The 13,755-nt window shown below is 35.6% G+C and carries 13 protein-coding genes; 8 read left to right on the top strand and 5 right to left on the bottom strand.

All coding sequences use genetic code 11. From position 1 onward, the window contains the following. Positions 1-499 precede the first annotated feature (499 nt). The 5 genes from AB1422_10335 (at position 500) to AB1422_10315 (ending at position 5,196) form a co-directional block, all read left to right on the top strand. Entirely contained in the window at positions 500-1,447 is a 948-nt protein-coding gene (locus tag AB1422_10335; GenBank protein ID MEW6619713.1) for a nucleoside-diphosphate kinase, read from the top strand. 335 nt (positions 1,448-1,782) lie between these two features. Beyond that, complete coding sequence (locus AB1422_10330; protein ID MEW6619712.1) at positions 1,783-2,220, top strand: nucleoside-diphosphate kinase; 438 nt, start codon at positions 1,783-1,785, stop codon at positions 2,218-2,220. Between the two features lie 199 nt (positions 2,221-2,419). Continuing rightward, the gene (locus AB1422_10325; protein MEW6619711.1) at positions 2,420-3,484 is read left to right on the top strand and encodes a zinc-dependent dehydrogenase; all 1,065 of its coding nucleotides are present in this window, start codon (positions 2,420-2,422) and stop codon (positions 3,482-3,484) included. 112 nt (positions 3,485-3,596) lie between these two features. Then, positions 3,597-4,277: a tetratricopeptide repeat protein gene (locus tag AB1422_10320; GenBank protein ID MEW6619710.1), complete on the top strand. Its 681-nt coding sequence runs from the start codon at positions 3,597-3,599 to the stop codon at positions 4,275-4,277. Between the two features lie 13 nt (positions 4,278-4,290). Continuing rightward, positions 4,291-5,196, top strand: a complete 906-nt coding sequence (locus AB1422_10315; GenBank protein ID MEW6619709.1) for a radical SAM protein — start codon at positions 4,291-4,293, stop codon at positions 5,194-5,196. 148 nt (positions 5,197-5,344) lie between these two features. Here the strand turns inward: AB1422_10315 and AB1422_10310 are convergent, their stop codons facing one another. After that, positions 5,345-5,494: a hypothetical protein gene (locus tag AB1422_10310; GenBank protein ID MEW6619708.1), complete on the bottom strand. Its 150-nt coding sequence runs from the start codon at positions 5,492-5,494 to the stop codon at positions 5,345-5,347. Between the two features lie 340 nt (positions 5,495-5,834). Continuing rightward, a complete protein-coding gene (locus AB1422_10305) occupies positions 5,835-6,710 on the bottom strand; it encodes a ParB/RepB/Spo0J family partition protein (GenBank protein ID MEW6619707.1) in 876 nt (291 codons plus the stop codon). A gap of 126 nt (positions 6,711-6,836) precedes the next feature. On the opposite strand from AB1422_10305, the gene AB1422_10300 reads away from it, so the two are divergent. Beyond that, positions 6,837-6,962, top strand: coding sequence for a hypothetical protein (locus AB1422_10300; protein MEW6619706.1), 126 nt, complete (start codon positions 6,837-6,839; stop codon positions 6,960-6,962). 163 nt (positions 6,963-7,125) lie between these two features. Here AB1422_10300 and AB1422_10295 read toward each other — a convergent pair whose 3' ends face one another. Together AB1422_10295 and AB1422_10290 are read right to left on the bottom strand one after the other, a co-directional pair. Further along, complete coding sequence (locus AB1422_10295) at positions 7,126-9,216, bottom strand: hypothetical protein (GenBank protein MEW6619705.1); 2,091 nt, start codon at positions 9,214-9,216, stop codon at positions 7,126-7,128. Positions 9,217-9,223: 7 nt separating this feature from the next. Next, on the bottom strand, positions 9,224-11,350 hold the full coding sequence (locus AB1422_10290; GenBank protein ID MEW6619704.1) for a hypothetical protein: 2,127 nt from the start codon (positions 11,348-11,350) through the stop codon (positions 9,224-9,226). 118 nt (positions 11,351-11,468) lie between these two features. Between AB1422_10290 and AB1422_10285 the strand changes: the two genes are divergently transcribed. Continuing rightward, complete coding sequence (locus tag AB1422_10285; protein MEW6619703.1) at positions 11,469-11,690, top strand: hypothetical protein; 222 nt, start codon at positions 11,469-11,471, stop codon at positions 11,688-11,690. Between the two features lie 3 nt (positions 11,691-11,693). Next, positions 11,694-12,602 carry an RluA family pseudouridine synthase gene (locus AB1422_10280; GenBank protein ID MEW6619702.1) on the top strand — a complete coding sequence of 303 codons (909 nt, stop codon included), beginning with the start codon at positions 11,694-11,696 and terminating at the stop codon, positions 12,600-12,602. Here AB1422_10280 and AB1422_10275 read toward each other — a convergent pair. Next, on the bottom strand, positions 12,588-12,965 hold the full coding sequence (locus tag AB1422_10275; GenBank protein ID MEW6619701.1) for a response regulator: 378 nt from the start codon (positions 12,963-12,965) through the stop codon (positions 12,588-12,590). The two genes, AB1422_10280 and AB1422_10275, sit on opposite strands and share 15 nt — an antisense overlap. Positions 12,966-13,755 lie beyond the last annotated feature (790 nt).

The following is a 13,755-nucleotide window of genomic DNA, read 5'->3' as shown; positions in this document are numbered from 1 at the left end:
TATTTAAAAAATTCACTTGTATCCGAACATACTATTTTTGTGCCTTTTTAGGGATATAAGTCAAGAAAAATATTTTTAAAAAAACTTAATTTTTTACTTGACATTTCACCATAAGACTTTGTGCCCATTCCCTGTGGGCATGAGCGTTTCTTCTGAAAATAGGTTATGGGGCGCAGATTTTCGCAGATTATCAGGATGTACATTTAAAAATCCTGATAATCTGCGTTTATCTGCGTCCTATACTTTCCCGAACCACGAATCCCGAATCCCTTTTTTCGTATCTTATTAACCTGGTGGCTGAATAATTATATTTAAAATTATAACATATTTAAGTAATCTTGCCAACAATTATTTTTAGGTAATGCGATGATTTTTTCATTTACGAATTTATATTGACAACAAAGAGAAAAAATGGTAAAATAGAATTGAATTAAGGAGATGGTTCATTTTAGAGTGAAACCCTAATTTCTAATTTTGATTCAGGAGGAGATAAAATTATATGGCAAGTGAACGAACTTTAATTAATATCTATTTACCCGCACTTGAGCGGTCTTTAACAGGGGATATTCTCAGTCTAATTCGCTTTATGCCTGAGGGAAATTCTCCATTAGACATTATTGCGGCAGATGTTTATACACTGACCCCTGATTTTGCTGAGGATTTTTGCGAAACATTAACTTTGCCAGAAACAAAAGAAGAAAAAATTATCCAGGATAAATTCAAACAAATGCTTATGAGTGAAGAAAGTTATGATAAAAGGAAATATAATAAAAAAAGGATATTTAATTTAGTTATCGAGGGAGAAGATGCTATCAGTCGGATTAGTAATTTAATGGGTGACATAAGACAGAGGAATGGCACGACTATCTTAGGAAGATACGGCGTTTTTTATAAAATAAATACGGACATAATTATAGAATTTCCTGCTTCTGCACCTTCAAATAAAGAGGAAGCAGATGCCCAATTGGATGTGATGTGGCGTAAATATAAATCATGTGGAGGACCTTTAAAAGAGACTATTGTTTATCCTGATGATATAAAAGACCAGGTTGAACAAAGTTTAGTAGTCGTCAAGCCTAATGTATTTGATACCCCAAATGACCCAAGACTGGGCAATGTCGTCAATGCCTTTTCTAAGACAGGTATGTATATCATTTCTGCAAAGATTATTACCCCTACTACCTCTGATATGGAAATCTTTTATACCCCACATAAACATAAACCCTTCTTTGGTGAATTAGTAGATTTTATGAGCAATAAACGCTCGCTGGCTCTATTGTATGAAGGAGTAAATGTTATTCAGGAGATTCGTAAAACCGCATTAGGAGTTGTCCGTATAGCATATACAGAGTCCATAATTGAAAATACAGTTCATACCTCTGAAAATAAACAGGATTTTGAAAGGGAATATGCGGTAATTAATTTTGAAAATAATCAACTGGGGTAATATAGCAGTTATTAGTCAAAATTTGACATAATGTGAGACAAAAATCAAATATCAAAATGTAAAAAGCAGGAGACTAAACCCATACAAATTCTCTTTGCATTTTTTCATTTTGCATTTTAATTTTTGCATTTTGATTTTGTTGGTAATTCTCTATGTAAAAATTTGGTTAATAACCGCTATACTATGTATCTATCTTATTCTGAAATACAACAAGCAAGAGAGATTGTAACCGTTCAGCCACAATATATAGGGCTTAATTTATACAAATCCCTATATTTTGTGTTTTATGAGAACTAAATCTCTTATTAAATAAAGGATGAATTCAATAAATTAAAATGAAACAAAGAACATTTTTTATGCTAAAGCCTGATGGTGTTAAATTAGAGGAGCAGATTTTAGCCAGGATTAACCCTGCAGCTGAGATTGTTGCGGTTAAAGAATTTGATAAATTACCACTAAAAAAGATTGAACAACTTTATCTTGAACATCAAAATAAAAGGTTTTATCCGTGGTTAGTGGCTTATCTTCAGGATAAACCGGCTAAGGCATTTATCTTAGAAGAAAAAGATGGCATTAAAGAAGACTTCTTTTTACTAATGGATAAAATTGTTGGAACTACTGACCCGGCAAAGGCATTAAAAGGCACAATACGAAGTCTGAGTCCAGATTCATTAGAGATTGCTTATAGCGAGAATCGTGCTGTCCAGAATTTAGTCCATCGGGCTGAAAATTCCATCAGTGCCCAAAGAGAAATGACTATCTTTTTCCCTTAAGGAGGGAAGTAATGGGTCAGTGAAATGGGGGATTCTCCTGAAAGTAGGAAGTAGGAGAGTAGGAAAGTAGGAAAGGGAGACATTGCCTCCAGGGGAAGAATACTGTGCACATCCTTTATCCCTTTCCTACTTACCTACTACCTACTTGCCTACTATTTTCATTATTCTATAATCCGCAGGTTAATGTTCGTTCCCCCAAATGACTGACCCATTACGGAAGGAAATATCTATTACGATGCGAGTGGCAATGTATTACAGCAATAGTGATATAAGAATAGAACAGATGCAAAAACCACAAATTGGACCAGGAGAATTATTGATTCAGGTAGAGGCAAGTGGTATTTGCGGAAGTGATGTGATGGAATGGTATCGAATTAATAAGGTGCCTCTGGTTTTAGGACATGAAATTGGTGGTGTAATTGTTGAGCTCGGAGAGGGAGTAACACAATACAGAGTTGGAGACCGGATTTCTGCTTCCCATCATGTGCCGTGTTACACCTGCCATTACTGTTTGCATGGACATCATACGGTCTGCGAGACATTACGAAAAACCCATTTTGAGCCGGGTGGTTTTGCCGAATATGTCCGTCTGCCAGCAATTAATGTTGACCGGGGAGTATATTTATTACCTGATGAAATCTCTTTTGAAGAGGCAACCTTTATTGAGCCATTAGCATGTGTTTTAAGGGGACAAAAAATAGCAGGTATGCAACCAGGCAATAGTATTCTAATTATGGGTAGTGGGATGGCGGGATTACTGCATATCCATCTGGCACAATCTTGTGGTGCAGGAATAATAATTGCCACAGATATTAGTGACTATCGACTCACTCAAGCGACACGATTTGGAGCAAATTTTACGGTGTCGGCTAAAGAAGATGTCCCGACACGAGTTAAAAAAATAAATAATGGTCGATTGGCTGATATTGTGATAATATGCACCAGTGCCACTGAGGCTATTTCCCAGGCATTACAATCAGTTGAGCGGGGTGGAACTATACTATTTTTTGCTCCATTTACTACGCCTTTATCTCTTAAGGACATTTTCTGGCGTAATGAAATTACCCTTACCAGTTCCTACGCCGGGAATAGAGCAGACCATCTCACTGCACTTGAACTAATCAGGACCCGTCGAGTGTGGGTAAAAGAGATGATTACACATAGATTGCCATTAGACCAGATTCAACTTGGCTTTCAACTGGTCGCTGAAGCTAAAGAATCGATGAAGGTTATTATTGAACCACAAAAAATATGTCGCACATAGGGGTGAAAAAGGGATGGATAAACAGATTAAATAAATTGTGATAGTTCAAAAAGTATAATATTAAGGGGCTCAAAAAGAAGATTAAAAATGGAACTAAGAAAGGAGATAATCAATGAAGATAAAGAAAAAGAAAAAAATCACAAGACATGACATCAAAGAAGATGTATTAGCGATGGGTATAAAACGGTTGATAGAGTATTTGCGTCAAAATCCAGCTAAATTACAAACTTATGCCTTTGTAACCTTAGGCACACTCGTTGTTGGGTTTATATTAGTCTGGACTTTTGGCGGGGCAATAAAAGGCGCTGAACAACAATTTGCTAAAGCACAAACAACCTATGAAAAATGCACACCTCTATTTAAAGAAAGCTATCGACAGGCACTCAACGAGTATCAGAAAGTGATGGATAAATATGGATGGAGTAAATGGATCAGGCCGGCAATGTTCTACAAAGCTGTCTGCTTGGTCCAATTAGAGGAATATGACCAGGCAAAAAAACTGTTTGAAGAATTCCTGAAAAAATACCCAAAACACTTACTGGCATCTTCTGCCTTGCAAGAATTAGCCCAAATTTATGAAGAAAAAAAGGATTTTGAGACTGCGGTTAAAACCTATCAACAAATTATCCAGAAATATCCTGAAGAATTCAATATTAATTATGCGTGGGTAAGTATAGGTAGATGTTATCAGGAATTAGGCGACCTGAAGAAGGCTAAAGAAGCCTACGGAAAGGTATCTTCTTCTTCAAGTTGGGCAAATGAGGCAAGGTTTTATTATAACAAGTTAAAATAATTCAAGGTGTTAAATGATCTTTATACCTTCTTATATCAAGTTATACGAAACTGGCGAATTACAAAAAAGGATTAACTTACTTACTCAAAAACTCCAGAAATGCACCCTGTGCCCACGAGAATGTAAGGTTAATCGGGTTCAGGGCGAACTGGGATTTTGCAAATCTACGGCTACCTTAAAAGTCTCAAGCGCTCATCCTCATTTTGGTGAAGAACCAGAATTAGTAGGAAAATATGGTTCTGGAACCATATTCTTTACCCATTGTAATTTGGGGTGTATTTTTTGCCAGAATTATGATATTAGTCATTTAGGATATGGGGAAGAGATAACTAAAGAAGAGCTGGTCAACCAGATGCTTTATTTACAAAAACTCGGCTGTCATAATATTAATCTTGTTACACCAACCCATTTTGTTCCTCTCTGGGTAGAGGCATTAGCCATAGCAATTGCAAAAGGATTGAATATCCCTATTGTCTATAATTGTGGTGGCTATGAGAATATTGAAACGATAAAATTATTAGATGGGATTGTAGATATTTATATGCCGGATGCTAAATACGCAGACTCAGAAGTCTCAGAAAAATATTCAAAGGCAAAGAATTACCCGGAGATAATAAAAAAGGTATTAGTTGAGATGTATTGTCAGGTAGGAGATTTGCAAATAAATGATGAAGGCATTGCTACCAGAGGTTTATTAGTTCGACATTTAGTCCTGCCTTATAATCTGGCTGGCACTCAACAAATAATGGAATTTATTGCTAACAAAATATCGAAAAATACCTATGTTAATATAATGGCACAATATCGGCCGATGTATCAAGCTTATGATTATCCAATGCTTTCAAGGAGTATTACACGGCAGGAATACCAGTCGGCGATAAGAATAGCTAAAGAATCAGGTTTATCACGAGGATTCTGAAGGTAATCTGCTGTTCATCATTCAGCCAATTAAGTATTACTTTTTGGTAACCGTTCAGGTGTAATGAAGGGAAAAGGGGAAATAATGGGAAAATGGGAAATTTATTTTTATGTATAGGAATTTGAAAGTTGTTCTGCTCGTTCCCGCATTATAGTTTTTGGTAACCGTTCAGGCTATATATCAAAAGTGTAAGAAAGGGGATAAGGAGATAAGAGTGATATGGAGATAAGATAATAGAAATAGATTGAAATTTATAGAAATAGGTAGAAATTGATTGTGGGAAACAACAAATTTCCATAAATTTCTATTAGTTTCTACTAATTTCAATTTTTTTATAATAATATCTCCCTATCTCCTTAATCTCTACATCTCCTTTTGTTACACCACCTGAATGCTTACAGTTTTTGCAAAAATAAGTTCCTTTTTTTTTAACGGAGTCCCAGATTTAGATGCTTCGTTTGCTCTTCGATTCTGTGATACTGACAAAGCACACAATCCTCAATAAACCTGTTCCTGACAGCTTCAGGAATTGAGAACTCCAAAAATTTGAAATGAAATTCTTTAATATTTTTCCCCTTTTTTCCCTACTTTTCCATTTTCCCTTACGGACACCCTGAACGCTTACACTTTTTATCCTCTTACAGAGTAGGTATATTTACCAAATCTGCTTTTGGGATAATTCTATCCATTATTCTTTCAAGGTCTGAGTAAGAATAGAACTCTATTTCTATTTTTCCTTTCTCTTTTGATTCTTGCTTAATCCTCACTTTAGTCCCTAATGCTCGCATTAAATCCTCTTCACAGGCAAGAATTGTGGCATCTGGTTCTGGGGGTTGAGATGTTTCACGTGAAACACTCGTTTTTTTCATTCGTTTAACCAATCCTTCAGTTTCCCGAACGGATAAGCCCTTTTTAATAATTTTCTCGGATGCTTCTAATTGTTGCGCCTCGACTTCCAGACTCAATATTGCCCGTGCATGCCCCATCGAAATAATACCCGTAGAAACATGGTCTTGAATTTCAGGAGGTAATTTTAATAATCGGAGGGTGTTCGTCACAGTGGTTCTATCCTTTCCGACCTCTTTGGCTAAATCTTCTTGTGTGAGATTAAATTCACGGATTAATCTTTGATAAGCATCCGCCTCTTCCATTGGATTCAAATCCTGGCGTTGAATGTTTTCAATCAAGGCAATTTCTAATGCCTCGCTATCAACTACATCCTTCACTATCGCCGGGATTCGCTCTAATCCAATGGACTTCGCCGCTTGAAGCCTTCGTTCACCTGCTATTAATTCATAACCATCCTTAGATGTCCGCACCAAAACAGGTTGAATTATTCCCTTTTCTCTGATTGAATCTGCTAATTCCTTCTGTTTCTCCACATCAAAATACCGCCTTGGTTGATAACGACTTGACATAATCTCTGAAATCTTTATCTCCCGAATATTCTCCCCTTCAGACTTTACCTCCGGAAGTAAGGCATCTAATCCTTTACCTAAAGCTATTCGTTGCATTTTAAATCCCTCCTCAAAGTATAATTTTGTAAGCGTTCAGGTGGTGTAACAAAAGGAGATGTGGAGATTAAGGAGATAGGGAGATATTATTAAAAAATTGAAATTAATAGAAACTAATAGAAATTTATGGAAATTTGTTGTTTTCCACAATCAATTTCTACCTATTTCTATAAATTTCAATCTATTTCTATTATCTTATCTCCATATCACTCTTATCTCCTTATCCCCTTTTCTTACACTTTTGATATATAGCCTGAACGGTTACATAATTTTAGATTTTCGATTAATGTTTCATGTGAAACATTCCCAAAAATATACCACTAATTTCACGAATTATACAAATTTAAATAATCCTGCTAATCTGCGAAAATCTGCGTCCAAAATCACGAAACTATAAATTCGTGTAATTCGTAGTTTAAGCTTTCTGATAAAACCAATAATGTGCCGAAAAACAGGTGTAATGATGCCTCAATTCTCGATGAATCTCAAACCGAATCTTAGTTTTATTTGAGGTTATATGTCTGCCTGAAATTTCATAAACCGTCTCACTCCACTGCTCCTCGACATTGTGATGTGTCCATAAGCCAATTAATTTATCATTAACAAAAACCTCTAACGGGGTAAAGGTATTGGTTCTCTTAATTATCTTCAAATCCTTGCCCACCTCAGTTTCAACAACCATACTCTCCCCAGCCGTAATCATTCTCCCGGCATCAATCACAATTTTATCTGGTGCCTCAAGACAGGGAAGTTTTAATACCTGGTCCTGATAATTCATCCCATAATACATCCCTGGTTCTGATTCCCAGAACTTATACCTGTGTTTTAATTCATTCTCAATATCCGCAACATCAACTCTATCAACTAATTTATATCCCTCTAACTGAGTTAAAATATCCGGAGATTGAATTTTATCTCCGGAATGTGCAAACCCCCAATCAATCTTATAAACTACCATTGGGGCTCCACTACCAGCAATTGTTGGTTGAAGTAGTTTAAATTGAGCTATTTCTTCCTCCAACATCCCAAGCCTATCAAAGACAAACCAATTAGGATAAATGATAAAATATTGAGGATAATATTTTGGCTCTAAATTCTCAAGATATTCATAAACACTTCCAGCCCCATTTACCCATATCCTGGCTACTCCTTTGGTCCCTAATCCAAGCAGGTCAATAACATATCTGTTTCCAAAATATTTTAATGCACCAAGGTCATTTACGGCAATTATTGCCTCACGAGGAAGACTCTTATCTATCCATTTACCGAGTGTTATTTGCTGAAAATAAATATCCTTACAATTTTTTCCATACGCTACCCCAAAATACACCGTGCTTAAAAACCCAAAGCATAAGCAAAAAGATACCAATCCATAAAATACATATTTGGGGTTAAGTGAAGAAATTGTCTTCCCCATTAACTCACTAAAATAATAAATCCCTAAAAGTGTAAATATGAGAAAAATTGGATAGTAGGGAATAAGATAGCGGTGCCAGTGCCATTTAAAAGGAAGTGCGGTCGCAACCGCCAATATCCCAATAAAAAAACAACTGGAAATAACAATGCCAAATTTTGACCTTTCTTTAAGGATTATAAAAAGGATGCCAATTAAGAAAAAGATTAAAGAAAACGGCGCAAAATATACACTTACCTGCCTTCCCTCATTAGTCTCCATCAACGCAGAAAACTCACCATTAAATCCACTAAAAATGTCCTTTAAAATATACACACAGTACTTACCTGAAGTCGCCATCATATCTAATAAATTCACATTTGGTTTCGTTAAGACAGACTTTGCTGTCATCGTATTAGCACTTAATGTGCCGTTAAATAAATAATTTACTCCTATCTGTGCCATCCCCAGAGCAATGGGAATGAGAAAATAATAACTCTTTATCCCCTTTGACCAAAAGATATAACTAAAGATAATCACTGAAAGGATAAAACCTTCAGGTCGGGTTAAGGTCATCAATGAGCCTGCCCAAATAGTTCGAGTATATCGCTGTTCTTTGTCCTCTAATTCTAAAAGCAAGGAATACATTGTTGATAGAATCGACAGACTAAATAATCCAGCATCCATACCACTTAAATAAACCCATAAAATAGGTCCATTAAAAAGGAATAGCAAACACATCAAAACCCCAATCTTATCATTAATTAACCGCCTTCCAATCTTGAACACCAACCAACCAGAGATAGTCAAAAAAACAACACCCAGACTAAAGGTATAATAAAGTATGTTTGTCTTATCAAGCCCGATTAAAAATCCCGGGATTAAAAATAAAGGATAAATCATACTGGTTGCCCCAGTAGTAGGTGGGTCACCAGTGTTATATTGCAGTGGATGTCCATGAATTAATTGCCAGGTATATTGAAGGAAGATGAAGGTATCATCCAGTGGGGCAGATAATTGCCCCATCGTGTAATAAAACATAGTGCCTAAATAAAAAAATGCAATGATAAGTGTAATAATTAAAATCCCTATAATTTCTTTATCTTTGAACACTTAAAATTTAATCCTCCACTTGAAAGAACCAATAGTGGGTAACTGAGTAAGTATCTTGTTGTAAATTCTTTATCTCAATATGTATCTTTGTCTTGTCCGAGGTAATCCATTTTCCAGGAATAGTGAGTATCGATTCTACCCAGAGATTTCCATAATTTCTTTCATCAACCCATGTTTTGCGATATTTTTCATTTATTATCACATTTAGTTTTAAAGCCCCAGTAGTGCGCATCATTATTTTCATCTCACGGCCCGGTTGAGTTTTGACAACCATACTTTCCCCGCCAGAGAGGATGCGACCTCCATCAATAACCTTTCGCTCACTGTTTAAACACGAAAGTTCATAAACATAGGTCGGAGCATTTAACCCCGGTTCTGCACCCCAAAATCTATAATTGTGTTTTCCTTCATCGGTTAAATTAGCAACATCAATTTTATCAACCAATTTATAGCCATCAAATGAGGTAACTGGTTGCTCTCCACTATTGGCTAAATTCCAATTTGCCTGATAAACATTTATGGGCTCAATTGCCCGCACCCCCACGACCTTTGCCGAATATAACTGATTCTGAAGTAAACCAGAACGAGTAAAATCTAATTTATCAAGGATAAAACAATCCGGATATGTTTTTTTATCTTCAAGCCACTCAAATACACTTCCTACACCATTTTGATATGGTTTAGCCAATCCTTTCGTGCCAACGCCAGTTAAATCTATAAAGTTTCTATTTTCATAATACCTTAATGTATTTATCCCACTCATCGCCACGGTTATATTAGCCGGAAGATTTTCTTTTACCCATTTGACTAATCCAATCTTCTGATGATAATTATCCTTACAACTCTTGCCATAAACCACGACAAAAAAAGAGGTGCTAAATAAAGAAAAAAGAAGGAAAAAAGAAGAAATGCTGTAAAAGATGTCCTTTAAAGGCAATGTAGTCACCTGCGCGCTTATCATCTGACTCACCTGATAAATTCCTATGACCACCCCGATAAGAAATAATGGATAATAGGGAATAATGGTTATATTCCAGGAGTAATCTGTTGGAAATGTAATTGCGGTAAGCCCAATTCCCAGAAAGAACCAACTCATAGTCAGGAAATTAAAACCTAATTTTTGGGAATAAATCTCTTTAACCGCTAAAGGTAACAAACCTAATAAAAAGAATAAGAAGGCAAAGGGTGCAAAATATGTTGCCGTCTGTCCAACATTTGCATCTATCATCTCAGTATATGCCCCATTAAAACCTCCAAATATCTCCTTTAGAAGATAGGCATAAAATTTAATTGATTTTGCTAAAACTTCCGGTAATGGCATATTTGGGGAAAATAATTGAGATTTCGCCTGTAAAAAGGTAGAATAAACATTACCTGTTAGAATTAGGTTTAAGCATATACAACTAAGTCCAACAATAGCAGGAATAATAAGATATAGAGTCTTTAGTTTTGGTCGCTCTCCTTTGAAGATTAAGTTCAATACCAGGACTAATGTCAACAAAAATGCAAGTATAATTCCCTCTGGATGTGCAATTGCCAATAACGAACCGAAAATTATCTTTTTGTAACCATTGTCTTGTTCTTGTCCTAAAAAATAAAGGGTAGCTAAAATTAAGGTGCTAAAAAGACCAATTTCAGTCCCACTTAAATATCCCCAGCTAATCGGTCCGTTAAGCAAAAAAAGGAGGCTGGCAATTATCCCCAGCATCTGGTTAAAAAGTATCTCGCCAATCCTGAAGATTAACCAACTTGATAAAAAGAGAAATAAAATTCCCAGTAAAAATGAATAACCAATTATCCCATTACCATCTAATCCAATGAAAAATCCCGGAGATAAAAGGATTGTCCACAAAAGACTTCTTGCCCCGGTGGTCGGAGATTCGCCTGAGTTATATTGAAACGGCTGTCCTTGTGATAATTGTTTGGCATAATGAAAGGATAAAAATGAATCATCTGTTGGCAGGAAAAAATGCCCACCTGTATAATAAAAGGTAGAGGTGACATATAAAATCGTTATTGCCGTGATAATGCTGATAAGAATGTAATTATATTTAGATTTTATCGCTAATGATACCCCTTTTTTATGGGTGAGTTTTTCTTGAAGACCTTTTCCCTTCTTTTTTATTTTAGCCATATATTTTCCTCAACTTTATGTAAGCGTTCAGGTGGTGTAACAAAAGGAGATGTGGAGATTAAGGAGATAGGGAGATATTATTAAAAAAATTGAAATTAATAGAAACTAATAGAAATTTATGGAAATTTGTTGTTTTCCACAATCAATTTCTACCTATTTCTATAAATTTCAATCTATTTCTATTATCTTATCTCCATATCACTCTTATCTCCTTATCCCCTTTCTTACACTTTTGATATATAGCCTGAACGGTTACAACTTTATAATAGTAACACAAAATATGATTAAAAGTCAAGATGTTTTTTTCTTGACTTATTGTCCATCTCAATGTAATATGTAACTTATGGAATTAAGTGTAATTAAAGATGAGGAGAATCAGAGATTAGATGTTTATTTGACTAAAAAATCAGGTTTATCCCGGGTAAGAATCCAGGATTTGATTAAATCTAACCAGGTAACTTTAAATGATAAAATCGGCGTAAAACCACATTATAAAATAAAACCAGGAGACAAAATAATAATTAATTTACCTCAACCTGAAGATTTCAATATCCCGGCAGAAAATATTCCTTTAGAGATTTTATATGAGGATGATGACATTATCGTCATCAACAAACCTGCCGGCATTATAGTTCATCCTACCCATAAAATAAAATCCGGCACATTAATCAATACCTTACTATTTCATACTAAAGGTAGACTTTCTTCAATTGGTGCTCCTTTTCGGCCAGGGATAGTTCACCGTCTGGATAAAGACACATCGGGAATAATAGTTATTGCCAAAAGTGATAAAGCCTATTGGTCATTAGCCCGACAATTCAGCGCTCATACGATTAATCGGTCTTATTTCGCCCTTGTGTATGGAATTGTAAAGCAGGATGAAGACGAGATAAATCTTCCCATTGGAAGGGAATGGGATGGTGGTGTGGGAATGAAGGTAAAAGGGAGATTAGCCAAAAATGCCATTACTTATTTTAAGGTAAAAGAGCGATTTTCTGCAGGTTATACACTTTTAGAGGTGAAATTAGGCACAGGTAGAACACATCAAATTCGAGTTCACTTGAGTTACCTTGGATATCAGGTTGTCGGGGATAAAAGATATGGCAAGAGAAGAGAAGTCTCACTCAAAAGGCAAGCACTCCATTCTTTTCTACTTGGATTTTACCACCCAATTACCAATATATATTTAGAGTTCTCCTCTCGCCTTCCAGAAGACATAAGTGAATTTATCAAGGAATTAAAGCAAAGGTAAACTCAACATTGAATTAACGGTATTTAACATTTGTTTTGGGCTAAAGGGTTTAGTAATTACAGTGAATGGACCAAGTTCTTTTAATTCCTCGTTTTCTTCACCTAATGCGGTTAGAAAGATTACTGGCACTTTTTCTGTTTTTGGATTTTTCTTTAATTCCTGATATACGACCAAACCATTTATCTTAGGCATCATAATATCCGTAATAACTAAATCTGGTGTTTCCTCAAATGCCTTCTGTAGTCCTTCTGTTCCATTATTTGCCGTCCTGACCTCAAAACCGCCCCGGCTTAATTTCAAGTTGATAACTCGAAGAATAACAGGGTCATCATCAATTACTAAAATTCTTTTTTTTGCCATCATAATTCATTACCCTCCTTTCTTTGGTAATTGTTAGAGTTCTGCAAAACCAAAAACCTCTATTTTTATCAATTTTCTCCAAAGAGCAAAATGCAAAAAGCAAATATAAAAATTACATATCAAAATGTAAAATTATCTGTAACTGTTCAGCCACAGATGAACACGGATGAAACACGGAAAATTCGTGAATCGTATCCGTTTTCCGTGTCCGTAATTAGGCTGAAGGTTTTTCCTCCTGTTGTCCTCTGACCTCTGTATTTATCCGTGCTAATCCGTGTTAATCAGTGGCTGAATAGTTCCCTTAATAAATAATACTCAAAATTTACTTATTTGTCAAGAAAAATTTCTAATTATGTAATAGGTTAGTTATTTGGGGGATGAACTGAAAGTAATATAAGGAAACAGCCGATATAAAAAGTATGAGTTTTTGCTCACTTTCTTCTTGACTTTTTGAAGAAGTATGGTATACTTAAAAATAGGCAGTAGAAAACTTATCATTCACCAGTTACCAATTACCAATTACCGTAATACGTCAGTTATTTGGAGGAATGAACATTAACCTGCGGAGGACAGAGCAATGAAAATAGTAGGCAAGTAGGTAGTAGGTAAGTAGGAAAGGGATAAAGGATGTGCACGGTATTCCTCTTCTGGGGGCAATGTCTCCCCCTTTCCTACTCTCCTACTTCCTACTTTCAGGAGAATCCCCTATTTCACTGACCCATTACCAATTACCAAACTTAAGGAGGTTGGAGAAAATGAAGGTTTATGAAGGAAAATTAGAGGCAAAGGGATT

This window comes from bacterium (genome assembly GCA_040757115.1).
Taxonomy (GTDB): Bacteria; UBA9089; CG2-30-40-21; order CG2-30-40-21; family SBAY01; genus JBFLXS01.
The sequence above is the reverse complement of the archived record's forward strand: the minus strand, read 5'-3'. Positions and strand labels throughout refer to the sequence as shown.